The sequence below is a fragment of the Algoriphagus jejuensis genome (assembly GCF_039523455.1).
GTDB classification, from domain to species: domain Bacteria; phylum Bacteroidota; class Bacteroidia; order Cytophagales; family Cyclobacteriaceae; genus Algoriphagus; species Algoriphagus jejuensis.
The window spans coordinates 149,049-174,522 of sequence record NZ_BAAAFI010000002.1 but is presented as its reverse complement, the minus strand read 5'-3'; the positions used below and the strand labels follow the sequence as shown (position 1 = coordinate 174,522).

19 protein-coding genes are annotated in these 25,474 nt (G+C 47.7%); 9 read left to right on the top strand and 10 right to left on the bottom strand.

All coding sequences use genetic code 11. The features are described 5' to 3' along the window. Nucleotides 1-217: 217 nt before the first annotated feature. Nucleotides 218-2,719: a S8 family serine peptidase gene (locus tag ABD031_RS01725; protein WP_343848068.1), complete on the top strand. Its 2,502-nt coding sequence runs from the start codon at nt 218-220 to the stop codon at nt 2,717-2,719. A 412-nt stretch (nt 2,720-3,131) separates the two neighbouring features. On the opposite strand, the gene ABD031_RS01720 is transcribed toward ABD031_RS01725, so the two are convergent. The 5 genes from ABD031_RS01720 to ABD031_RS01700 all read right to left on the bottom strand — a co-directional run bounded on the left by ABD031_RS01720 (nt 3,132) and on the right by ABD031_RS01700 (nt 10,502). Then, a complete protein-coding gene (locus tag ABD031_RS01720; protein ID WP_343848067.1) occupies nt 3,132-4,757 on the bottom strand; it encodes a M28 family peptidase in 1,626 nt (541 codons plus the stop codon). Nucleotides 4,758-5,085: 328 nt separating this feature from the next. Then, a complete protein-coding gene (locus ABD031_RS01715) occupies nt 5,086-6,138 on the bottom strand; it encodes a 2-oxoacid:ferredoxin oxidoreductase subunit beta (protein WP_343848066.1) in 1,053 nt (350 codons plus the stop codon). Then, nucleotides 6,113-7,948: a 2-oxoacid:acceptor oxidoreductase subunit alpha gene (locus ABD031_RS01710; RefSeq protein ID WP_343848065.1), complete on the bottom strand. Its 1,836-nt coding sequence runs from the start codon at nt 7,946-7,948 to the stop codon at nt 6,113-6,115. The genes ABD031_RS01715 and ABD031_RS01710 overlap by 26 nt, the downstream gene beginning before the upstream one ends. Continuing rightward, the gene (locus ABD031_RS01705; protein WP_343848064.1) at nt 7,945-9,750 is read right to left on the bottom strand and encodes an FAD-dependent oxidoreductase; all 1,806 of its coding nucleotides are present in this window, start codon (nt 9,748-9,750) and stop codon (nt 7,945-7,947) included. The genes ABD031_RS01710 and ABD031_RS01705 overlap by 4 nt, the downstream gene beginning before the upstream one ends. 467 nt (nt 9,751-10,217) lie before the next feature. Next, complete coding sequence (locus tag ABD031_RS01700) at nt 10,218-10,502, bottom strand: hypothetical protein (protein WP_343848063.1); 285 nt, start codon at nt 10,500-10,502, stop codon at nt 10,218-10,220. Between the two features lie 246 nt (nt 10,503-10,748). On the opposite strand from ABD031_RS01700, the gene ABD031_RS01695 reads away from it, so the two are divergent. The 6 genes from ABD031_RS01695 (at nt 10,749) to ABD031_RS01670 (ending at nt 16,922) form a co-directional block, all read left to right on the top strand. After that, a complete protein-coding gene (locus ABD031_RS01695) occupies nt 10,749-12,797 on the top strand; it encodes a tetratricopeptide repeat-containing sensor histidine kinase (RefSeq protein ID WP_343848062.1) in 2,049 nt (682 codons plus the stop codon). Nucleotides 12,798-12,816: 19 nt separating this feature from the next. After that, on the top strand, nt 12,817-13,194 hold the full coding sequence (locus ABD031_RS01690; RefSeq protein WP_343848061.1) for a response regulator: 378 nt from the start codon (nt 12,817-12,819) through the stop codon (nt 13,192-13,194). Between the two features lie 59 nt (nt 13,195-13,253). Further along, on the top strand, nt 13,254-14,618 hold the full coding sequence (locus tag ABD031_RS01685) for a sensor histidine kinase (protein WP_343848060.1): 1,365 nt from the start codon (nt 13,254-13,256) through the stop codon (nt 14,616-14,618). A 37-nt stretch (nt 14,619-14,655) separates the two neighbouring features. Further along, a complete protein-coding gene (locus ABD031_RS01680) occupies nt 14,656-15,036 on the top strand; it encodes a response regulator (RefSeq protein WP_343848059.1) in 381 nt (126 codons plus the stop codon). Between the two features lie 442 nt (nt 15,037-15,478). After that, entirely contained in the window at nt 15,479-15,859 is a 381-nt protein-coding gene (locus ABD031_RS01675) for a response regulator (protein ID WP_343848058.1), read from the top strand. Nucleotide 15,860: 1 nt separating this feature from the next. Then, nucleotides 15,861-16,922, top strand: a complete 1,062-nt coding sequence (locus ABD031_RS01670) for an adenylate/guanylate cyclase domain-containing protein (protein ID WP_343848057.1) — start codon at nt 15,861-15,863, stop codon at nt 16,920-16,922. A 118-nt stretch (nt 16,923-17,040) separates the two neighbouring features. Here ABD031_RS01670 and ABD031_RS01665 read toward each other — a convergent pair whose 3' ends face one another. After that, nucleotides 17,041-17,178, bottom strand: coding sequence for an ATP-binding protein (locus ABD031_RS01665; protein WP_343849127.1), 138 nt, complete (start codon nt 17,176-17,178; stop codon nt 17,041-17,043). 235 nt (nt 17,179-17,413) lie between these two features. On the opposite strand from ABD031_RS01665, the gene ABD031_RS01660 reads away from it, so the two are divergent. Next, entirely contained in the window at nt 17,414-21,037 is a 3,624-nt protein-coding gene (locus ABD031_RS01660; RefSeq protein WP_343848056.1) for an amidohydrolase family protein, read from the top strand. Nucleotides 21,038-21,100: 63 nt separating this feature from the next. Here the strand turns inward: ABD031_RS01660 and ABD031_RS01655 are convergent, their stop codons facing one another. Together ABD031_RS01655 and ABD031_RS01650 are read right to left on the bottom strand one after the other, a co-directional pair. Beyond that, nucleotides 21,101-21,565: a TspO/MBR family protein gene (locus tag ABD031_RS01655; RefSeq protein ID WP_343848055.1), complete on the bottom strand. Its 465-nt coding sequence runs from the start codon at nt 21,563-21,565 to the stop codon at nt 21,101-21,103. A gap of 2 nt (nt 21,566-21,567) precedes the next feature. Beyond that, nucleotides 21,568-21,870: a DUF4286 family protein gene (locus ABD031_RS01650; RefSeq protein WP_343848054.1), complete on the bottom strand. Its 303-nt coding sequence runs from the start codon at nt 21,868-21,870 to the stop codon at nt 21,568-21,570. Nucleotides 21,871-21,967: 97 nt separating this feature from the next. On the opposite strand from ABD031_RS01650, the gene ABD031_RS01645 reads away from it, so the two are divergent. Continuing rightward, nucleotides 21,968-22,633: a carotenoid biosynthesis protein gene (locus ABD031_RS01645; RefSeq protein ID WP_343848053.1), complete on the top strand. Its 666-nt coding sequence runs from the start codon at nt 21,968-21,970 to the stop codon at nt 22,631-22,633. Between the two features lie 126 nt (nt 22,634-22,759). Here ABD031_RS01645 and ABD031_RS01640 read toward each other — a convergent pair whose 3' ends face one another. Then, nucleotides 22,760-24,106 carry an alpha-L-fucosidase gene (locus ABD031_RS01640; protein ID WP_343848052.1) on the bottom strand — a complete coding sequence of 449 codons (1,347 nt, stop codon included), beginning with the start codon at nt 24,104-24,106 and terminating at the stop codon, nt 22,760-22,762. A 38-nt stretch (nt 24,107-24,144) separates the two neighbouring features. After that, nucleotides 24,145-25,470 (bottom strand): sugar porter family MFS transporter, encoded by a 1,326-nt coding sequence (locus tag ABD031_RS01635; RefSeq protein ID WP_343848051.1) that lies wholly within the window; start codon nt 25,468-25,470, stop codon nt 24,145-24,147. Between the last annotated feature and the right edge of the window lie 4 nt (nt 25,471-25,474).

Here is a 25,474-nt window from a genome sequence, read left to right as displayed (position 1 = left end):
ATAACCCTAGGTAACAGCTTAATACTCCTCATTTTTAATGTGTTGAGGTTCTCCTGATTGTAGCTGCTCAAAGGGAAACAAAGCTTGCAAGCTGCTGCATTTTTTCCGATCTTATTAGCCTGATGATTTTTTGTTGAGACACTGATTGAATACTTAAGGTGGAATCGGTCTTTAATCCGCCACAGAATTGTTAATCATAAAATTAAACCCCTCTATCATGGCAAATACCGAAAATAGCCTATACACCTACCGCAACGGGAAAAAGGTGTATTTGGTAAAAGAACCAGACCGATTTGTAGTAAGAGCAACTCCTGAAGCTGTTGAAAATAGGGGATTTAACGCTTCATCGGAGCTCGTTTCTCCACACTCAACAAGGGTTCGAGTTTCCAGAGAGTCCTTGACTCCTATCATGGAGGAAATGAGGAATGAGGCGGTCACCCATCATGCCTACAAGCAGGAAATCAACGATGAAGAATTTCTGATAACCGACCGCATATTGATTACTTTCAAACAGCCTGTAAGCAATGAGGTATTGGGGGATTTTATCAGCAAATATGCGTTGTTGCTACTTAGTCAGTATTCTGAAAGAGAGTTTTTGTTGCAGTTGACGAATCAAACTGGCATGAACCCCTTAAAATTGGTAGTACTTATTAACGAAACCGAAAATGACCTTGTTGAGAACTGCGAGCATGACCTGAACCAGCGAATGACCACAAGTGCGATAACTATTCCCACAGATGCTAGATATAATCAACAATGGCATTTGCACAGCCGCTTCATAGATTCAGCATTCGATACAAGGTCATCCGCAAATTGTGAATCAGCATGGCAACTACTGGATCATTTTGGAGCCAGCGAGGTTGTAATTGCTGTCTCTGACGACGGGTGCAAGATTGATCATTCCGATTTTGATTCCACCAATAAGTTTGCCCAATGGGCATACATGCAGGGCAGCAACCTGATAGACAGAGATTCAATAAGTGCAAACCCGCAGCATATGTATCAATTTGGCGCAGACCATGGAACCCGATGTTGCGGAGTGGTGGCAGCAGAAGTCGATGGATTACTTACTGTAGGGGCGGCTCCCGGTTGTCGTCTTTTGCCAATCAAATGGGAGTCCAGTGGGGCTGGTCTATATGTTAGTGATAGTAAAATGATGACAGTACTTGCTTTCATTTCCGATAAAGCAGATGTAATGTCTAATTCATGGGGCTCGTCTCCTCAATCCAATTTTGCAACTAACGTTGTGAACAGAATTTCTCAACTCGCCCAAACCGGTGGAAGGAGAGGTAAGGGCATTGTATTTCTATGGGCAGCAGGCAATGAGAATTGCCCCATTGAATTTTCGGGAAACATTGATATACCCTTCGACAGGGGACGTGATTCCGCTGGCAATTGGCGGGGCGTAAAAACTTCGCGGGACTTTCAACATAATTTAGTGGGAATTCCTGGTGTAATGTATGTCGCCGCTTTGGCAAGCAACGCACAACGAAGTCACTATTCCAACTACGGCGAAGGAATTTCCATTTGTGCTCCTTCTAACAACATACATCTGTACCGGCGGGGCGTGGTAAGCGGACTTGGTATCACAACGACATCGGGAGATGGACAATTTTTTAGTGCGCAGTTTGGAGGAACTTCCAGTTCCACACCCTTGGTTGCTGGCATTACCGGATTAGTTATCTCGGCCAATCCCGAACTTTCAGCCCAAGAAGTCATCTCTATTCTTCAAAAAACGGCTAGTAAAGATCTGAACCTTGCAGCCTACCCAAAGTCCACACCCGCAGCTTTTGACCCCAATCCTTCGTGGGATATTTCACCTGTAGCGCCGTTTACGGCGGGAGACTTTACTAATATTGGACATGAGGATGGTACTTGGAGTGGATGGTTTGGATTTGGTAAAGTGGATGCCCGTTCGGCTGTAGCTGAAGCCCTACGTACAATCAGACCCCCTGATCCCGACAATGGTATCGTCACCAAATCTTCTACTCCTTCACTATCAATTCCTGACAATAACACCGTAGGCATTACCGATACCATCACAATAGATAACAATGGAACTGTTTCCAATGTAACCGTTGACCTCGATCTCACACATACATTTATTGGAGATCTGGTGATAAAACTAATTTCTCCAAGAGGAACGCCGGCGATTCTCCACGAACGTAACGGAGGAAGTGCAAAAAATATCCTAAAATCATTTGATCTTCAAAATGCACCAACCTTGTCAAGATTTAACGGTGAACCAGCCTCCGGCAGATGGACTTTGGAAGTGGTAGATGCTGCTGCTGTCGATATCGGAAAACTTAACAAATGGACAATCAACATCGGAGTCGGCAATGTCAAGGATATAGAATTGGAAGATAGCCCCGGAATGTCGATACCTGACAATAACACTATCGGAATTGAAAGAAGTTTAAATATTACCGGCAACGGCACGATAAAAGATATTAAAATAGGGCTTGACATAACCCATAGCTATATCGCTGATCTAGTTGTCAATCTTGTATCTCCAGAGGGATCGGTTATAGGTATTCATAATCGTTCCGGCGGATCAGATGATAATATTATCAGGGACTATGAGATTGCAACTTTCCCTGCTCTTAGAAGTTTACAAGGACAAACAGCCAATGGCCTTTGGAAATTGCAAGTTGCAGACGTTGTGGGTCACGACGTGGGAAAATTGAATAAATGGTCAATTAAAATCACAATGATATAATCAGGGTCTGCTGAAAAGCTCAGGTAGAACAAGCTAAAAAGCCAGTCCTGATTTCCCCCTGGTCTCTTTTTTTTTGTCTTAGAGACAGCTCGGAATATGCTCAGAGTACCCAATACACAACGAGCAGCTCATCCCAAGGAATCTAAAAGTATAGAATGCCGCCCAGCGATTGGAGGTGTCCAGCCCGTTATTGAAAGGAGCCTCAAACTCGGTGAACGAAGGCTGGTGTTTTCTGGGTGTGGTTCACGCCTTTTGGAAGTATTCTTCATAAATCCATACATTTGGCGTCTTTCAATTTCTAACCTAATCTAGCGCAGTCTTCCTGAATCATCCTTTTGTGTTTTCTAAGCAGACTCTAAGTAATTTCAAAAAGCGGGAGACTTTTATAAGGCTCCCGTTTTGGATTCAGGCGTTATTTAATCCCAAACAAATCTCCTTCATTCCACTCTGGCCTTGCGGCAGTTTGAGCAATGGAATAGCTGATCAGGAAGTTGAGCTGAACATAGGTTTTGGCTGCGCCAAAGTCAAAGATACCGTCCATCCCATCGGCGGACTGATGATAGTATTTGGCGCGCCAAGTCTTGATAAAAGCATCCATGTCAAAACCCGGGACGTTTGTCTTATTTCCATACTTGATGTGCAGCGCAGGTATTCCATTAACCACAAAGCTGTATTGATCGCTTCGCACAAATCGGTTTTGCTCAGGCTCCGGATCCCCTTCTACTTCCAGTCCTAAATAGTCCGCGGCAAATTTCACGTTGTTCATGATGCTCGAGTGCTCGGCCCCAAGGGGAACAATCGAAAGCAAAGGCGCAATCACTGTCGGCATATCCGTATTGACATTGGCGACGATGGCCGATTTGAGCACAGTCGGATTGGATGCAAAATAGGCTGAGCCGATCAGGCCCATCTCTTCAGCAGTCACCAACACGATCAGAACCGAGCGCTTTGGTTTAGCTTTTCCTTTGGTATAGATTCTGGCGATTTCCAAAAGCGAGGCTACGCCCGAAGCGTTGTCGTGAGCACCATTATAGATCGAATCTCCGTTGACCGCACGACCAATTCCAACGTGGTCTAGATGCGCAGAGTGTACCACATACTCGTTTTTCAATCTGGAGTCCGAACCCGGAATCAAGCCGACGACATTCTCGCTTTCAAACTGGCTAAAGCTATTGCTGTAGCTAGCTCCCAGGATAAAAGGGAATTCAAATGAAGAGTTTTTACGAGACTTTAAGGCAGTCAAGGTTTCAGTCAGGTTTTTTCCCGAATTCAAGAAAAGTTGACTAAGGAAAGAATTGTTTGCAGTCAGGGCAAAATCCAAATTGCCATTGAATCCTCTGCTGTAAGCAACGGTTTTTTCAGGATTCACTCCGACTGTGGATTGGATTGTCGGATTTGGATTGGGAAAGGAGTTTATCGGATAAACCAAAACCGCCCCGATGGCACCCTTTTCTGCTGCAATATTCATTTTATTTCCTGCGCTGGAAAAGTGCGATATCAACGTAGAAGCAGAAATCCCGTCTGGCACACCCGCTAGGAATACCACTACTTTGCCGGAGACATCTATCCCGTCGTAGTCGGAATAGAAATCTGGGATATCCACCCCATATCCTACAAATACCAACTTCCCACTACCTGATGCTTTCTCAGAAAAGGGATGTGCATACGGCAGAAAGTCAATGCCAAAACCTAGAGAATCCACATTTCCTTTCGTGTCGCTGAGGAAAGCTTTCGCACTTCCATTGTCAACTTTGGTGTTTTGCAAAATCAGTTTTTGCGTGAACTGCCCCGGATCGCCTGCGGGTTGTACGCCCATTTTTTTGAATTCAGAGATGACATAGTCTACAGCTAGTTGATAGCCTTCTGTTCCTGGTTTTCTGCCCAGCAGACGATCATCCGCGAGATAGGCTATGTGATTGCGAATCGTGGTAGTATCGATCTGGTCCATGGCTTTTTTGACAGAACCCGGGACGGAAATATCTTGAGCAATTGATCCAAAAGATATTGCCCAAAAAAGAATAAAGAGTTGTTTTTTCATAGCTGGTTTAACGGGGATGAGTTGATTCTAATTTTTTCGAACGCTAGCCTGGCTTTGGTGTGTCCGCACTAGAAGCGATGGTATCGGGATTTGCCAATTCATGGAGATAGGCAATCGCCGCCCCGAATTAAGCATCTTTCCCTCAGAAAATGAATTCGGCATACCGATCACTTCGATACCAGAGACAATTCAAAGGTTGTTGATTAGACATATTCTCAGCGGCTCTTTGGACTGCTGATCGCGATGCTAAAAAATTAAAACCCACTTAATGAAAGACGCCCCAAGCGCATCTTTCTTTCAGGCCTTTTCAAAACCAATGTGAATCACCCTATCTAAAACTGTCATTAATCTGTTCCAAAGCTACATTTCCCGGATTTAAATCTGCCTCCATCAGTTGATTCAGCGGAGTTTTGGCTGTGTTCAGCGTTTGGTGTAGATCTTTCCATTCGTTGTTGACATATAGCAAACCTGTCAAAATCTCATCGTTTGCTCTCGCTTTCTGCAACGCATTCACTGCGGAGTTGCGATTCTCCGGATCCCAGTCCAAAGCCAGCTTATTCAATTGAATTTCTGAACCGTCGTGCATTTCCACATGAGCAGATTTTCCTGCGGGGAAGTCCGCTTTGATCTCGGTTTTGATCGGCACCAGATCCTTGGCCGATGTTGCTTCGATATGCTCTCGTACATAGTCGTAGGATTTGGTGGATCCGGGATTGTTGTTAAAAGTGACACAGGGCGAGATCACATTCAGAAAAGCAAAACCCGGATGACGGATGGCAGCTTTAAGTAAAGGAATCAGCTGCTGCTTGTCCCCGCTGAAGCTTTGCGCAACAAACGTCGCTCCCAGCTCAATCGCCAAACTGGCCAGATCGATCGCCTGAAAAGGATTAATCGCTCCCGATTTGTTTTTGGAACCTAGATCAGCCGTCGCCGAGTCCTGCCCCTTGGTTAGACCATAGCAGCCATTGTTCATCACCACATAGACCATATTCAGGTTTCGGCGAATGACATGGACGAATTGCCCCATGCCGATGGAAGCCGAATCCCCGTCCCCCGATACCCCAAAATAAACCAGATCTTTGTTAGCCATGTTTGCTCCCGTCGCCACGGAAGGCATCCGTCCATGTACCGAATTGAAGCCGTGAGAATTGCCGAGAAAGTAGGTGGGTGTCTTGGAGGAGCAACCGATGCCAGAGATCTTAGCGACCAGATGCGGCTCGATATCCAGCTCATAGCATGCTCGTACGATCGCGGCACTGATGCTGTCATGTCCACAGCCTGCGCACAGCGTCGACAGGGTTCCTTCGTATTCCTTGAGCGTGTATCCCAGTTTGTTTTTGGGAAGGCGAGGATGACTAAACTGTGGTTTGAGATAGCTCATGGCTGGAGGTCGTTTTTGGGTTTAGGTAATTGGTAATTTGCGTTTTGATGGCATCCGCGGTGATTGGCATACCGTCGTAATTGAGCACCGGTACGAGCTTCTTGGGATTGCAGTCCAGCTCCATGAGCATCATCTTGCGCATTTGCGCGTCCCGATTTTGCTCGATGACAAAGATCGTTTTATGGTTTTCGACAAACTCGACAACTTCTTTTCCAAAAGGAAAAGCTTTGATTCGGATCGAATCCACAGAGATTCCTTCTTCAGAAAGCAGGTCTCTGGCTTCTTCCGAAGAGAAAGTCGAGGTACCAAAGTATAAGATTCCAACCGCTTCAGCACTGGACGAAGCCTTGATCTCCGCAGCCGGCACCGTCGTTTTCGCAGTGTCCCATTTCTTGATCAATCGATCCATGTTTCTCTTGTAAACTGCCCCGTCCTCGGTGTAGCCGGCATATTCATCTTTGGATGTGCCGCGGGTGAAAAAAGCACCCTTGGTCGGGTGAGTGCCGGGATAGGTGCGAGAAGGAATCCCATCTCCGTCTGAATCCAGATATCTCCCAAACTTCCCGATGTCTTCCAAATCCTCAGCTGACAGGACTTTTCCACGCTGGTATTTCCGATCAACACTCCAATCAAAAGCATCGCTCACGTGGTCGTTCATCCCCAAATCCAGATCTGTCATAAGGATCACTGGCGTTTGCAATTGCTCGGCCAGATCAAAACTGGCCGCGGTCATTTCAAAACATTCGTAAGGACTTGCCGGGAAAAGAAGGATATGCTTCGTGTCGCCATGAGAAGCAAAAGCTGCCGCCATGAGATCTGATTGCTGGGTTCGGGTGGGCATCCCTGTACTCGGGCCCGCGCGCTGCACATCGATCAAAACTGCTGGCACTTCCGCAAAATAAGCCAACCCTAAAAACTCACTCATCAGCGAAACTCCCGGCCCAGAGGTCGCGGTAAATGCTCTTGCCCCATTCCAGTTTGCTCCGATCACCATGCCCATCGCAGCCAGTTCATCCTCCGCCTGCACGATCGCAAACTTGTTTTCGCCGTTTTCTGCCTTGCGGTATTTTTTGCAGTAGGTTTCAAAAGCCTCCGCCACAGAGGTCGAGGGCGTGATCGGATACCAAGCCATGACGGTGGCACCAGCGAATACTGCTCCCAAACCACAAGCAGTATTCCCGTCTACCAGAATTTTGTTTTCCAGCAGGTTTCTTTTCTCCAGTCGAAAGTCCAGCGGGTAGTCAAAGTTGCGTTCGACATACTCCATTCCCAAATTCAGGGCTTGGAAATTCGCCTCGATCAGCGACTTTTTCCCCGCGAACTGCTCCTCTACCAGCATTCGGATAACCGACTCATCCATTTGCAACAGCCTCACCAATGCACCGACGTAGATGATATTTTTTAACAATTGTCTTTTACGGGGATCCTCGAATGCCCCGTTGGCCATCTCCATCATCGGAATGCCGAGGTAGTGGATGCCTTCACGCTCGTATTCAGGGTTGAGCTTTTTAGTGCTGTCATAAATAAAGTAGCCGCCATCCTTCACGTTCTGAACGTCCTTGGCCATGCTCTGAGGATTGACGCTGACCATCAGATCGATCCCTTCTCGGCGACCGAGGTAGCCTTTTTCGCTTACCCGCACTTCATACCAAGTGGGCAATCCCTGGATATTCGAAGGGAAAATGTTCTTGGGAGTAACGGGGATTCCCATTCGGAAGATAGTCTTGGCAAACAAGTAATTGGCACTTGCAGATCCGGTACCGTTTACATTGGCAAAACGGACGATAAAATCATTGATTCGAAGGCTCATTTGCTGATGGAGGGTAGTGGTGGAGGAATCTGATAAGCTTTGGTGACGCTGTAGAAGTATTTTTGCATGTCCCAGGCTGAGGTAGGGCACCTCTCGGCGCAGAGACCGCAGTGGAGGCAGACGTCTTCGTCTTTGACCATGACTCTTCCGGTTTTTAGAATATCTGAAACCAAGATGTCCTGAGTAGTATTTTCGGCTGGAACCAGTAGATTTTGCCGGAGTTGATCTTCATCCTCGTTGACCGTAAACGTGATGCACGAGGTCGGACACACGTCCATGCAGGCATCGCATTCTATACAGCGATCTTCGGAAAAGACCGTCTGCGCATCACAATTGAGGCATCGTTGGGCTTCTTTAAATCCCGTGCGAATGTCAAACCCCAATTCAACTTCCTGTTTGCGATCCTTGAGCGTCACAGATTTTTTGGCCTGTGGCACGATGTAGCGCTGATCAGCAGCAATCTGGCTGTCATAGCTCCACTCGTGGATACCCATTTTTTGACTGACCAGATTAGTGTAGGGGGAGGGTCTGTCTTGCAGATCTTTTCCTTCGCAAAACAAATGGATCGAAACGGCAGCCTGATGTCCATGCGCTACTGCGGTGATGACATTTTCCGGCCCAAAAGCCGCATCCCCACCAAAAAATACGGTTGGGAGCGTAGACTGAAAAGTCTTGCGATCCACGATCGGCATGTCCCATTCGTCAAACTTTAAACCTAAATCCCTCTCAATCCATGGAAAGCTGTTTTGCTGACCGATGGCGAGCAGCACTGTATCTGCTTCGATAAATACCTCGGGTTCGTCAGTTGGGATGAGTGATCGCTTTCCCTTTTCATCGTAGACGGCTCTCACTTTTTGAAATTTCATTCCGATCAGCTTGCCGTCCTCGACTTCAAAACTCACCGGAACATGGTTGTCGATGATATCTATGTCTTCATGAGCGGCATCTTCTTTTTCCCAAGGCGAAGCCTTCATTTCCCCGAAAGGGCTCCGCACCACCACTTTTACGTCTTTTCCTCCCAGTCTGCGGGCTGTACGGCAGCAGTCCATCGCGGTATTTCCTCCACCGAGGACGATGACTTTTTTGGAAATGGTTTGAGTATGTTCAAAGGCTACGCTCGCCAGCCACTCGATTCCGATATGGATATGGGCTGCACCTTCTTTTCTTCCAGGAAGCTTGGGAAGGTCTTTTCCTCTCGGCGCGCCAGTTCCGACAAATATCGCATCGTATTCTTTGGCAACGAGCTCTTTCAGGCTCTTCACATAGGTCAGAAACTGCGTATGAATTCCCAAATCCAAGATATAGTCGACCTCTTCGTTGAGAACCGTTTCGGGAAGCCTGAAAGACGGAATCTGGCTACGCATCATTCCTCCGCCTGCGATCTGCTCATCAAATAGATGAACTTCATAGCCCAAGGGAGCCAAATCTCTCGCCACCGTCAGCGAAGCGGGCCCGCCGCCGATCAAAACGATCTTCTTTCCGTTTTGCGGAAAAGGAGCCTGAGGCATGAGCTGCTTTACTTCGCCCTTTTGGTCGGCGGCGACTCTTTTCAGCCTACAAATGGCCACTGGCTCTTCCTCGACTCGCACTCTTCTACAAGCGGGCTCGCAAGGACGGTCGCAGGTTCTGCCCAAGATGCCCGGAAACACGTTGGATTCCCAGTTGACCATGTAGGCTTCGGTGTATTTCTCTGCGGCGATCAGGCGGATATATTCCGGCACCGGCGTATGCGCAGGGCAGGCATACTGACAGTCTACGACCTTGTGGTAATACTCCGGATCCCCGGTATTTGTTGGTTTCATCGCTATTTCGGGTTACTGAATTTTCGAAAAATATCAAAATTTAATATAGGTAATTGGGATTTAATTAAACCAATCCTATCGCAAAAAAGAGTTCAGGCGGGTATTTCCAAACTAGAAAAATACCAGGACAGTCCATCCAAAAATCAAGTACGCTTTCACCCGAAAAAGAAAACTAGATTAAAGCTGAGTAAGATTGACGATTCAAAATTTACGTGATGTATAAGACAATCGCCGAGAAGCGATAGAGTTCGCCTGCTAGGATCGCATGCGATCATATCAAAAAATAAAGGTGTCACTAATCTGCCTCTTGGGTAGAATCCAGGTCGTTGGACGTTTTCAAAAAAGACAAGATCCGCAGCTCCTTGCACGGGACTCGAGCAGATCCAACCAAAAAATAAGAACAGAATTCTCCCATCCGCTCAAGGTAACAATACTGAACGGATGGCTTCTTAAATGTCGGAACCAAATTAAGTTCTCGCCGGATCGACACCTCGAGTTCTCGCGGGATCAACCACTCTGGTACGGGCTGGGTCAACTCCTCTGGTCCGAGCCGGGTCGGCTCCGCGAGTTAAGCCTTCTTCTGAATCGGCTTCACTTTGGTTTTCCTCTGCATTAGCTGGATCCTCTTGAGGCTCCTCGATATTTTCGTCCTCTTCCAATCTTAGATTGGCGGACAAGGCTAGTGCAGCGGCAAGAATTAAAACCTTGGCTGGCTCAATAGTGGATAGGTGAAATTGTCTGTTGAAATTCATAAAGTGCAAATTATATATGCTAAATATAATTTTTTTAAACATGAATGCAAATTATATTGCCCCATAATGGAAGCCTTGGCCCATTCTGCAATGAACAGAAACTTTCAATCCTGTATACAAAAACACTTCAGACTTCAAAGGGGTCAAGGTTGGGTCTTTGCACTTTTAGTGTCTAGTCTTTGTCTTCTGATTCCCATTGACCTTAGGGCTCAAACCGTCGAAAGTCTGAAAGCAGACTTGGATCGAATGGCAAACAAGCCGGGATATACCATTGACACCCTTTACCTCAAGACCGCAAATGCGCTGGGGTTTATGCTTGCAGAGAGCAGCCCCGATGAGGCCGTCATCTTTTTACAGCGACAGATAAATTTATGCCAAGAGGCAGAGTATAAAAAAGGCGAAGCGGAAGCATTAAAGATTTACGGCAACGCGCTTCAAAACCAAGGGGATTTTAAAAATTCAATCGAGTATTATAGTCGTGCGCTAACGATTGCCAAAGGTCTACCTAACGAAACGCTGGTTCCTGGAATCCTCAACAATATTGGATTGGTCTATTACAATCTTGGAAACTATACCGAGGCGCTCAATAATTTTTACGATGCGATAAAAGGTGCCGAACAGATCAATGATGCCAATGTCAAAGCTGCTGCCATCAACAATGTGGCGCTAATTTACTTTGAGCAGGGAAAATTCGATCAGGCGAAGGCTAAATACTTCGAAATGCTGGCCATTTACAGGGCGATTGGAAATCAGGGTCGGGTCATACTTGCTTACAACAATATAGGTGACGTAGAGCTCAAGCAAAACAATCCGACAGAAGCCTTAAAAAATTTAAAAATCGGCTATCAATCTGCATTGGAACTGAATATTCCCGAATTCATCGAAATGACCTCTCGGACTCTGGCCGACATTTATTCAGCCTTGGATAGCTTGGACATAGCGGAACAGATGTATCGCAACTCCATCGATTTGGCCAAGCAAAATAACTACGGAGTGCCTTATGCCCACTCGCTCATCGGTATGGCCAAACTGTACCATAAGAAAGGCGAGATCAACAAGGCACTCGAATTTGCCAATGAGGGTCTGGCCGAAGCGGAATCAATGAGTCAGCCCATGCTTATTCGCGATGCCAATGAATTGCTTGCAAAGATTTATGAAGAAAACGGAAATGCCGCGGCTGCGCTGAAAAGCTTTAAACTCTTCAAGCACTACAACGACAGCATTCACACCTCCCAATCCCAGCGATTGACCGCCACGCTTGAAGCAGAATATGAGTTTTCAAAAAAGGCTATGGAATATGAAAAGGCAAGCCTTCGCCAGCAGTGGGTCATTTTTTCGGCATTCGGGGGGATTGTCGTCTTTTTGGTGATCCTTTTTTTGGTCTACCGCAACCGAAACCAGCTGAATGATGCCTATCATTCGCTCCAGGAAAAAACCAATGAAATCGAGAGTAAGAATGAAAAACTGGAAAGCACACTAAACCAGCTGAAGGCCGCTCAAGCGCAATTGATTCAGGCTGAAAAAATGGCCTCCTTGGGCGAGCTCACCGCCGGCATTGCGCATGAGATCCAAAATCCGCTCAACTTCGTCACCAATTTCTCAGAACTCGGGACAGAAATGGTTCAGGAAATCCAAGCAGAAAGAGCCAAATCTCTTCAAGCGCAAGATCAAACTTTGCTCGACGAGCTCCTCTCAGATGTGACGCTGAATCTGAGCAAGATAAATCAGCACGGCAAGCGGGCAGACTACATCGTCAAAGGGATGCTCGAACACAGCCGCTCCAGTGCGGGTGAAAAAGTCCCGACGGATCTGAATGCTCTAATCAACGAATACCTGCGGCTTTCCTTCCATGGCTTGAGAGCCAAAGACAAAACGTTCATTGCTGACTTCGCCACTGAGCTGGATCCCAAGCTTCCAAAGGCTCTTGTCATCCCTCAGGACATTTCCAGAGTTTTGCTCAACCTGTTCAACAACGCCTTTTACGCCTGCGGAAATTCTGAATTCAGAAAAGCCCATCCAAACTTGGCACCTCTTGTCAAGGTATCCTCAAAAATCATCGGCAGTAAGGCCACTAACCAACGCATCCAAATCACTGTGACTGACAATGGCGTCGGCGTGCCCGATTCGATTATCGATAAAATATTCCAGCCCTTTTTCACCACCAAGCCCTCTGGCCAAGGAACCGGACTTGGTTTGTCCTTGAGCTATGACATCGTAAAAGCCCACGGAGGAGAACTGAAAGTAACTTCAAATCCTGGCGAGTTTACACAGTTCAGCGTTTTTTTACCCATTTAAAAAACTTAACTTTTACCCTATGAAAATTCTTGTAGTCGATGACGAAAGAGACGTCGAAGATCTTTTTCGACAGAAATTCAGAAAAGAAATCCGCAACCAAGGACTTGAGTTACTGTTTGCTTTTTCGGGAAAAGAAGCTCTGGAAATCCTGGAAAGTGACGACTCACCTCCGGTAGTCAGTGTTTTCTCAGATATCAATATGCCCGGAATGAGTGGATTGGAAATGCTGGGAATCATTAAGACCCGATTCCCTCAGCTTACCGTCAACATGATCTCCGCTTACGGAGATAAAGACAATTATCGAAAAGCCATGAGTTCAGGGGCCAAAGGATTTTTTACAAAACCTGTTGATTTTGATTCACTTCGAAAGGAGATTAGTGAAATCTTAGCGAGTTAAAGCCATACCTATCCACGATTTTTTAACACGATCTCACACTAGAAAAGACACCGAGTTCTATGATCCTGATCAACCTGATCTCTCTTTTTCTGCTCTACTACCTTAAGAAAAGTGCCGGTCCTCAGGGATTCCCAACACATCTGAACAGGTATTTTAAGTATGGAATGATCGCCGCCGCGACATTGATCGTGCTTGGAATTCTACATGTGCCACCAGCGATTCTTTTTCAGCTGGCATCATTTGCGTTGGTCGGAGCCATTATCTACTTCATACTCCACACTCCTGAGCTGGAGTATCAGCGTACGCTTGCGATTACTCCACTACCTATCGTAGGAGTGCAGCTTTTGGACTATTTGGTCAGGACTTTGAGTCCGGGTTTTCACGACGTAATCGAAAACTATTTTGATGCGGCTGGGGTCTTTGCATTGATCTGGGCAGTGACCATGTGGCTGAATCATCGTAAACAAATGAAGGAAGTGGAGATCGAGCGAATCATCTCCAAGGAACAAGAAAGACAACTCAGGAGCACGGCCGAGCAAAAAAGCCAACTGGAAATCCTGGTGGCCGAGCGAACCTCAGAGATTCTCAGCCAAAAAGAAGAACTTCAGCATGCGCTGGACCACCTCCGCTCCACGCAGGAGCAGCTGATCCAGCAGGAGAAGCTTGCCTCGCTCGGACAACTGACTGCGGGCATCGCGCATGAGATCAAAAACCCCCTCAACTTTGTCAATAACTTTTCCGAGCTCAGCGTGGATTTCCTCGATGAAATCAGCGAGGAGATGCCACGAATCCCGGACAGTCCCGAAAAGGAAAATATCCTTGACCTACTCGAAAACGTCAAATCCAATCTGGTCAAAATACGACACCATGGTTCTCGTGCTGATGGCATCGTCCGCTCGATGCTTATGCACTCCAGAGGAGGCACCGGTACGATGGAGCCCAGCGACCTCAATGCATTGATTCGGGAATATGCCAACCTCGCTTTTCATGGTATGCGTGCCAATCCCAATCCGATCAACGTCGATATTCAGCTGGATCTAGACGAAACGCTACCCAAGATCAAACTTAACTCGGAAGATTTCAGCCGTGTGATACTGAACCTCCTCAAAAATGCCTTTGATGCCATGCGTGACAAAATCGAAGCCCAAGGGTCTGAGTACAAAGCGAAAGTGATCATCCGGACTAAAGACCTCGGAAATCGTGTACTTGTCGAGGTGGAGGACAACGGGCCAGGCGTACCGGATGAAATCAAAGACAAGCTGCTGATGCCATTCTTTACCACCAAAAAAGGAACTGAAGGAACCGGGCTAGGACTCAGTATTACCCATGACATCATCAAGTCTCATGAGGGATCGCTGGAGATCCAATCCGAAGCAGATACGTTTACGCTTTTCAAAATCTTACTTCCTAAGACAATATCTTAGACGGCATTCTATTGTTGCCAATCAAATCTCTATGCCTATGAAAATTTTATTTGTCGATGACGAGCATGATGTCGAGGCGCTCTTTCGCCAAAAGTTCCGCAAGGAAATCAAGAGTGGAGTTTTGGAATTGGCCTTTGCTTTCTCCGGAAAAGGGGCTCTCGAACTTCTGGCGGCCGAAAATCCGCCCAAATTTGTCTATGTATTCTCAGACATCAATATGCCGGGCATGAGCGGACTGGATCTTTTGAACCAAATCAAAGCCCGTTTCCCGGAAATTCAGGTCAGCATGATTTCGGCCTACGGAGATCATGAAAATTATGACAGGGCAATGAATTCCGGCGCAAAAGGCTTCTTCACCAAACCGGTGGATTTTGAGCGGCTAAAACTGGAAATCGCATCCCTGGCCGACAAGAATTAAGAATCGGCGTTCCTAAGCTTAAAAAATTTGGATGGCTAGTCACTATTTCCGCTCCGGATGATCCCCAGCCGTCGTCAGCCCCTTACACCAAATTTGGCCTTGGAGAAGCGCATCGTCTTGTTATCAAAAAACGATTTCGGCGCTATACGTGACAAAATAAGTACTGTAGGATCAGAATATAACACTAAATTGGTAATCCGTGTCACCAGTATTTGGGGCTGGCGCTTCCTAAGCTGCGCAGCCCGAAGGATACATCAAAGACCGAGCGTTCAGTTCTTCTGTTTTTCACAAAAAAGAAACAGAACAACGCACTAAAAAAACGAAAGATTGTAACCCAAGTACCTCTGAATTCCGGCGAGGTAAAGCCAAAAATGTAGTTGTGAAAGCACGCTTTTCCCAATTCAGAAATTTATTACCCAAGACCGCAACATAATTTTTTCTGATGAAAATTTTAATTGTCGATGATGAACAAGATGTTGAAATCATGTTCCTTCAAAAGTTCCGTAAAGAGATCAAGAGCAAGCAATTGGAAGTAGATTTTGCGTTCTCAGGCGAGCAGGCGTTGGAGATGCTCGGGCAATCCGGCTCTCCGAATGTCGTGTACGTGTTCTCAGACATCAATATGCCTGGAATGAACGGCCTGGATCTGTTGGCGACGATCAAAAGCAGATTTCCCCACATTCTGGTCAGCATGATTTCGGCCTATGGGGATCAAGAGAATTACAATAGAGCTATCAATTCGGGGGCGAAAGAGTTTTTTACCAAGCCGGTGGATTTTGAGTCACTGAGAAATGAAATCGCCGAATTGCTAACCGATCAATAACATGGCAAAAATACTGGTAGTCGATGACGAGGAAGATTTGGAGATGCTTTTTAGGCAAAAGTATCGCCAAAAAATACGCGCCGGAGAATACGAAATGCTGTTTGCCCTAAATGGACAACTGGCCATGGACACGCTTCGAGATCACCCGGACGTAGACATGATCCTGAGCGATATCAATATGCCGGTGATGGACGGACTCACGCTGCTGGCTAATACCAAGGACAAAAATCCGCTGGTCAAGACGATCATCATCTCCGCCTACGGAGATATGGAAAATATCCGCAAGGCAATGAACCTCGGTGCGTTTGATTTTGTGACCAAACCGGTGGATTTTCAGGATTTGGAAATCACCATTGAAAAAACCCTCACCTACATCAATCAGATCAAGGGGACACTGCATGCCTTGAGGGAAAACAACATCCTGAAAATGTATGTGGATGAGACCGTGCTGAACTTCATGGGCGGGAAAGAAATTGAAGTCGCCTTAATGGAAAACGTGACCATCGAGGCCTCAGTGGCTTTCATTGATTTGGTTGGCTTCACCAAAATATCCGAAAATGAAGATCCAAACACGGTAGTTGGGTTGCTCAACGAATACTTCGACCTGATGGTCAGAGAGATTATCGAACAAAAGGGCAGTGTGGATAAGTTTATCGGAGACGCCGTCATGGCGGTATTTCAAGGCCCAAATCACTTATCCCGCGCTATCAAAGCCTGTCTCGCAATCCGGGAAAAAATGGGGGCGATCCCCGAATACTCGGCAAAAACACTTTTCAAACCCCAAGTGTCGATCGGGATCAATTCGGGAGAGATGGTCTCCGGAAACATCGGATCCAAGTCCCTAAAGCGGCTCGACTACACCGTCATCGGAGATGCCGTCAATGTAGCTTCCCGCCTGCAAAGCGCAGCAAGTCCCGACCAAATCCTGATCCTGAACCGATGCGCGGAGCTCATTCAGGGGCAGTTCAACGTTCAGGCTATAGGCGAGATGAGCTTGAAAAACAAGGCTAAAGCGGTGACGGTTTTTGAAGTTTTGGACGGATCCATGGAGGGCAGCCAATGAGCTGGAGGTATTAGTCCTGAAGTGATTGAAAACCGGGACGAAACTCTAGTATCAAGCCCATTCGAATCAGCATTGCGGAGAGATGAATTTGGGTTTTTTAAACGGAAAGGCTTCAGCTTTACCTTGGCAGATATAATATAAAAGTAGTACCAACGCCGATTTCCGATTCCATCTCTAATCTCTCATCATGCGCCTTCTCCATATCATTGCTTAAGCTCAACCCCAATCCCGTTCCTTCTCCAGTTGGTTTGGTAATTTTGTTGATGAAATGTTGATTTTAACCCTTTCATGTTCAGACATCATTTGGAATCTGGATTATAAAATCTGTAAATACAGATTATATGATTTATAGCAAGACCCTACATTAATCCTTGTATTAGACGAACGATTCCAAAAAATGCCCGAAACCGATCTATTTGGACAGGATTGGGTCTGGCGTTTTCGAAAAGCCAAAGAATCGCTGTAGATTAATTGCCCAAACCCAAATTGATATGAGAAAGCTTGCCCAGCCGGCATTATTGCTTGCTCTAGGAGCATCAGTAAGTTTTGCTGCTTTGGTACCCAAAACGGGAGGAGATCTTTTCCCCCATGACGGCAACACATCAGCCGACACTACAAAAAATGATAGTCTCGACTATCCCAAATTCAAAGACCTCCCCTTGAAGCCAGAGCGTGAGGTGAAGTTTACCGCCAAGGAAGGCACTTGGATGAGTGTCGATGTCAGCCCCGACGGAAAGACCATTGCCTTTGATCTCATGGGAGACATCTACACCCTTCCGATCGAAGGTGGCACTGCTATTCCGTTTACTTCTGGAATCGCCTATGAAACGCATCCGAGATTTTCCCCAGACGGAAACAAGATACTATTTACCTCCGACCGTGCCGGAAGCGACAATCTCTGGTACATAGACTTGGTAAAAAAAGATACTGTCCAGGTGACCAAAGACAAAAATGGAGATGTTCCAGGCGCCTATTGGACACCGGATGGAGAATACATCATCGTGGCCAAAGGTCGTCGGATCACCAAACTTTGGATGTATCACAAGGACGGCGGAGGCGGAATCCAGCTCAACGAGAATCCGGCTTCGATGAAAACCATCGATCCTTTTGTAAGTCCCGACGGCAAAAAAGTTTACTACTCCCATAGAAACGGCGCTTGGAACTACAACGCTCTGCTGCCTCAATATCAGATAGGCACCTATGATTTCGAAAAAGGTGAAATGTCCAGCATCACTTCCCGATATGGATCCGCCTTCACGCCGACCCTCAGCAAAGACGGAATGTGGATGGTCTATGGAACTCGCTGGGAAGACAAGACGGGCTTGGTACTGAGAAATCTCAAAACCGGTGACGAGAAATGGCTTGCCTACCCGGTACAGCGAGATGAGCAGGAATCTATTGCGCCTCAAGGTGTCCTTCCTGCCATGGCTTTCACGCCGGACAGCAAGTCCATCATTGCTTCTTACGGCGGCAAAATCTGGAAACTAGCTGTCGATGGTGCTCCGGCGGTAGAGATTCCCTTCGAGGCTAACGTCAAACTGGCCATGGGTCCGCGACTTTATTTCAATTACGAAATCAAAGATACCACAGCAAAACTCGCCACCCAGATTAGGGATGCAGTTCCTTCCCCGGACGGAAAAAAACTTGCTTTTACCGTACTCAATCGCCTCTATGTGATGGACTATCCCAATGGCAATCCAGCTCGGGTAACCAAAAATGAGTTTACGGAGGCAATGCCTTCTTGGAGCCCCGATGGCACTCAGCTAGTTTTCACGACTTGGGAGGAAAAGGAGGGCGGACATCTCTACAAAGCTTCCCTTGGAGGGAGAGGCGGCGTCACGCAACTGACGACTGAGTCATCGCTCTACTATACTCCTATCTGGGGACCAAACAATAGAATCATCGTTTACAAAGGGTCCAATCGCTTACTTCAAGAATCGGAAGGACCGGGAGTCAGTGCCGCTGAAGCCATCTTGGCCTGGGTACCCGCCTCAGGAGGAGCATTCCGAAAAATCATGGATGCCGGAAACTATGGCAATCCACACTTCACGCAGGACACAAGCCGAATTTTCTTGAACGGATCGGGTGGGTCGCTGTTGAGTGTGAAATGGGACGGAACGGATGAGAAGGTTTATGCTAAAATCACCGGCATCACGCCATTTGGCTCTGCTGCGGATCCACATGCTGACCACGAACACGCAAGTCTGGAAGAGGCATCAACCGTCCGCTACGTGATGGGCAAGCCAGTTTCCAATGCCGATGCGGTAAATTACTGCATGCTACCTGAGGGCACCAATTCCCGAGAACCCCAGATGACGCCTGCCAGTGCCAGCACAATCCTCATGGCACCGGTTGGCAACAAAGCTTTGGCACAGGTCAACAACAACGTCTATGTGATCACCATCCCTACAGCAGGCAAAGTGCCAACTATCAACGTGGCCGACCCGACGTCGAGCAACTTTCCCTCCCGACAACTCACAGACATTGGCGGTGAATGGCCAGCCTGGGAAGCCAATGGTAAAAAGATCCACTGGTCGCTTGGAAACGGGCATTGGGTGTACGACCTGGACCGTGCAGATTATGTAGATGATTCGGTGAAGACTGCTAAGAAAGCAAAAATGCTGGCGGAGGCTGACAGTGTTTCGACGCTGAAGGCAAAAGGAGAGGCAGCGGTGAAGCTTGCGGACTCTTTGGCAAAGGCTGATAAAAAACGCATCGACTCGCTGTTCAAAGCGGACAAGACCTTGGCAAAAGCGGACAGCCTTCACAAAGTCGAACTGAAAGAAAAAGAATCCTATAAGCCGGCGGAAAGTCAGGTGAAGGTATATTTTGCCAAAGATATTCCGAAGGGAACAATCCTCTTGAAAAATGCCAGGATCCTAACCATGAAAGGATCGGAGGTCATCGAAAACGGTGACATATTGATCGAGAATAACCGGATCAAGGCAGTAGGACCCACAGGAACTTTAGATGCAGCCGGTGCCGAAATTATCGATGCTTCAGGCAAAACGATCACTCCCGGATTTATTGACACCCACGCTCACATGTGGCCTACCTGGGGACTGCATAAGAATACGGTTTGGATCTATGCCGCAAATCTCGCCTATGGAGTCACCACCACCCGTGACCCTCAGACGGCAACTACTGATGTCCTGACCTATGGAGATATGGTGGAAGCCGGAGTGGTGCCCGGACCAAGAGTCTATTCCACCGGGCCCGGAGTCGGCTATTGGATGTACAACATGAAGTCGCTCGATCAGACCAAAAATGTGCTCAAGCAATACAGCAAATACTACAACACCCAATACATTAAGATGTATCTGGTCGGCAATCGCCAGCATCGTCAGTGGGTGATCATGGCCGCCAATGAGCAGAAACTGATGCCAACGACTGAGGGAGGTCTGGACTATAAGCTGAACATGACTCAGCTTTTTGACGGATATCCGGGACACGAGCACGCTATTCCGATCTATCCGCTTTACAGCGATGTGACCAAGACTATTGCCGAAAGCAAGATGGCCTACACACCAACATTGCTCGTCGCCTATGGCGGTCCTTGGGCCGAAAACTTCTACTACACCACCGAAAGTCCACTTCACGATCCTAAATTGAATCGATTTACCCCATACAACGAGCTCAATTCCAAGGCTCGCAGAAGAGCAGGTGGATTGGGAGGTTGGTTTGCTCCGGAAGATCATGTCTTTGAAGATCATGCGAAAGGAGTCAATTCGATCATTTCACAAGGAGGCCTGGCAGGCATCGGATCCCACGGGCAGTTGCAGGGTCTAGGCTACCATTGGGAGCTGTGGTCCGTGGCGAGTGGTGGAATGAGCAATCTCAATGCGATAAAAGTAGCAACGATCTTGGGTGCAGAAGCACTTGGGCTGGACAAGGAATTGGGCAGCATCGAAGCGGGTAAGCTTGCCGACTTGGTGATCATGGAAAAAAATCCACTGGAAAACATCCGCAACACCAACTCAATCAGCCATGTCGTAAAAAATGGACGGGTGTACGATGGAAACACGCTGGACGAAATCTTTCCGACTCCTCGAAAACTGGACGTAAGCTCTTGGACCAAGGAGGCTCCAAAGGTGACCACAACGGTAGAGGATTAATGTTCGACTAGTCCGAAAACATGAAAGCCAGCTCAATTCGTTTTGAGCTGGCTTTTTAAGTTTTTAATTTAACATCAGAATCGCAGTATTCAGTGCTGTCGCAAAGGTGACCCAAAGCAGGTAAGGTACCATCAATCCGGAAGCTAAAGGACTGGCCTTTTTGAACTTAATGACGCAAAGAATAATAGCTGCCCAAAGTGGGACGATCACCATCAGTCCGAGCAGGGGTGATTTCATGCCGAAAAAAGCGGGAGACCAAAGGGTATTCAGAACCAATTGGAGGGCATACAGCTTTAGCAAAGTTTCTTTCCGCGGAAAGTCACTTTTCCAAATCAGGTAGCATGCGATTCCCATCAATACATATAGAAAGGTCCACACCGGACCGAACAGCCAACTGGGAGGGTTCCAACTCGGTTTGACCAGTGTAGCAAACCAGCTATCGACTGCGGTAATCGTGAAAAAAGCGCCTAACCCTCCGGCTAGCTGCGGTAGCGCTAGACTGATGATCAATTTGAGATACTTGGACATGATCAGATCGTCTCCAAAAGCGTCTGAAACATCACGGCCTTGCTCGGATATCTTTCTTGGGTTTTGTTTCGAAGCAGCGGGGCATGATTTTTTTCGTAGTCCATCATCCGGTCGATATTCTCGGTGAAGTATTGGACACAGTAATTGGTAGAGCCGTCTTCGGAATCGTGGAGGAGTCTGAAAAACTTGTGTTCATCAAAAACTCCAATTGCAAGCATCTCAGGAATATGGGTTTCTTTCATCCAAGAGATGAAATCCTCTTCGATGTCTGGGGATACATTGATGGTGATATTGTACAGGATCATAAGCGGGGGATGTAGTTTTGGTTACTTTTGCTGCCAACAAAAAGCGGTTGCTCAAAGTTAAGCATCCCTAATAGAAACTACGCCTCCCAGAATAATTATGCATCTCCATGTCCCTTCCCGGGGTGAGCCCCGAATTTCCAGAATATTGATTGGCAAGATCATTATCGTTGCATTGCACATAGTCGGAGTCATTGGTTTGAGCCTTCCGGAATACCGGGAATTGTTTTTGGGATTGACGCCTGCACAGCTTTTGGTTTCGCTTCTGCTGGTCTTGTTCTTTCACCGGGGCTGGAATGATGCCTTTCCTGTTTTCGCAGCGGCTGCATTTTGGATTGGATTTGGCTCGGAGCTTATCGGGATTCATACAGGATACCTGTACGGTGACTATGTCTATGGGCCGACTTTGGGGCCAAAGCTCTGGGACGTTCCCATCATCATCGGGGTCAACTGGTTTGTCCTCAGCTACCTCACCGGGACGGTTTTCCGGCAGATCCCCAACGACTACTATGCGGCATTTTTGGGAGCCTTGGCGATGACGGCATTGGACTATATCATAGAGCCGGTGGCCGTCGCATTAGATTTCTGGGTGTGGAAGTTTGACATCATCCCTCCGGGAAACTATGCCGGTTGGTTTGGGGTGTCCTTTCTCATCCACCTGATCTTTCGCAAGGCGAATTTTGAAAAGTCCAATCCCTTGGCGGCTTGGCTGCTGATGGCGATGATTATTTTCTTTACGATATTGAATTTCACGCTGAAGGTCTGAAACGAAAAAAGGAAGCGGGTTTCGGATCTATATCGAGATACCCGCTTCCTTTGGATCAGGGAAAACAATCCCACTGCTCTGCGTCAACTTCCCTATTGAGCTCCGGCAACCGGAGGCAGTCCCCCCTTACAGCAACTCAAGTTTGATTACGGTCACGATGGTATCCGGGGCAGCGGTGGGAAGTTGGATGCTGTGGGTAGCCTCGTCAAATTCTACCGGAGTGGATGGGGAAGCCAAAAGCGAAGTTTTCTTGACCTTCATCTCCGGATTGATCGCCAGGCGACCATCTTCGGGCCAATCAAACACATGGGCATACACCACGCCGTCTTTGCTGGTGTACCTGCCCCATTCCGGTCGATCGTATGGGCTGGCTTTTGCGCCGTAGATAGACTCTCCATTGACCTTAGTCCACTTACCCATCGCCGCCAGACGGTCGATGCTTTCCTGCGGAAATAAGCCCTGCCCATCAGGACCGACATTCAGCAGAAAATTGCCGCCTTTGGACACGATGTCGACTAGATTGTGGATCAGCACTTCGCTGCTTTTCCATTTATGATCGGAGGGTTTGTAGCCCCATGATCCGTTCATGGTCATGCAGGATTCCCAGTCCGAGTCGATTCCCGTTGCCGGGATTTCCTGTTCGGGAGTGCCAAAGTCACCTGCAAATTCGCCTTCGCGATCCATTCCTTCCATCCCCATTCGACCCTTGTCGACTCTGTTGTTGACAATGACGTTTGGCTGGATCTCGCGGATAAAGGAATAGAGCTCTTTACCCATCTCTGTGGTGTAGTCGGCGATCCAGTCTCCGTCAAACCACACCACCGCGATGTCGTCATAGTTGGTCAGCAATTCCTTCACTTGCGGTTTCAGGTAGTTTTCGTAGTACTTCGGAAATTCCGGATTGACGATCGTCTGGTCTTTTTGCCCTGCATTATAGTTGGGATACAGTGGCGCTTGGGCCTGCGGGTGATGCCAGTCCACGATCGAGTGGTAGACGCCGAATTTGATGCCGCCTTTTTTGCAGGCTTCGGCAAGTTCTCTGACGATATCCCGCTTGAATGGCGCGGCATCCATGATATCGTAGTCGGTCACTTCAGAGTCCCAGAGACTGAAACCGTCGTGATGCTTGGAGGTGAGGATGATGTATTTCATCCCTGCATCTTTGGCGATTCGCACCCACTCGTCGGCATCAAAGTCAACGGGATTGAATTCAGCCACCACTTTTTCGTAGTCTTCGATGGTGTAGTCCAACTTATCCATGATCCACTCGGCGCCGCCTTTGCAGATTTCGCCATTGCGCTCCCCACCGGGAATCGCGTAGGCACCCCAGTGGATAAACATGCCGAAGCGGGCATCGCGCCACCATTCCATCCGCTCGTCGTCGGTCAGGATTTTCTGCTCCGGAGCATCAGGGGCACAGCCGGAAGCGGCTAGAATTAGCAGAAAGACAAATAGGTAGTTTAACTTTTTCATAAGAAAGGTATTAGGCAAGATAGAGGTTGTTGTAAGTGTCAGAATCCGAGTTTTTTCTGGATGTCTTCGAGTGAGACGCCTTTGGTCTCCGGCATCATGAAGACTGCGAAAAGCAATTGGAACACCATCATCGCGGCGAAGATGGTGAAGATCGGCCAAGGGTTGGTCTGGAAAATCCCGATCACGACAGGCCCGAGCAGAGTGATGATCGCCGCAAATACCCAATGCGTTCCGGTGCCCCAGGATTGTCCTGCCGCACGAGCGTGATTGGGAAAAATCTCCGCGATGAACACCCAGATCACTGCTCCCTGCCCGACGGCATGGGAGGCGATGAATGCCATCATCGAGATCAGGAGGAAGGTAGAACCCAGGCCTGCGTAGAAGCTGGCCGAAATCATCAAGAGGCTGACGATGTAGCCTATCGAACCAACGATGAGAAGTTGTCGCCGGCCAGCACGATCGATGAGATACAGGCCTACAAAGGTGAAAACCAGATTGATCCCCCCGATCGCAATCGAGCTGAAAAGGGAATCTTTGGTCGCCAGTCCAGCCATTTCAAAGATCTCCGGAGCATAGTACAGGACAAAGTTGATCCCGGAGAGTTGATTGAAGAATGCGATGAGGAAGGCCAGGGTCAGCGGCTTTTTGTAGTGTTTGAAGAAGGAATCGGTTTTCTGAACCGTGTCATCCGCCGCTTGTATCTCCGCGATCTTAGCATCGACATCTTCCACTCCCATCTTCAACAGGACGGCCTTCGCTCCAGCGACGTCATTTTTCACCGTGATCAGCCATCGTGGGCTTTTTGGCACAAAGAGGACCGCGACGAAATAAATAATCGCAGGCAGGCCTTCGATCCCCAGCATCCATCTCCAGTCATTGTCTCCACCCACACCTTTCAGCAGGTAATTGGAAAGGAAAGCGATCAGGATGCCAAGCACAATATTGAACTGATACAATGCGACGAGCTTTCCCCGGTTTTTCGGTGTGGAGATTTCAGAGATATACATCGGGCCCGCGACCGTGGAGGCGCCGACGCCCAAGCCGCCGATGAATCGGAAAAACGAAAACATATACGGATCCGTCGCTAAGCCGGAACCGACGGCAGAGACGAAATACAGGATTCCGATCCAGATCAGGGTGTTTTTTCTGCCAAAGCGCTGGCTGGGGATGCCGCCGAGTAGGGACCCAACTACCGTTCCCCATAGCGCCATGGACATGATAAAGGTGCCATGAAACCATGGACTGGTTTGCCAAAGTTCTTTGATGGGGAGATTGGCTCCCGAGATCACGACGGTATCAAAACCGAATAAAAATCCGGCGAGAGAGGCGGTGAAAGCCCATAAGTTTTGATTCGAATTTTTCAAAATA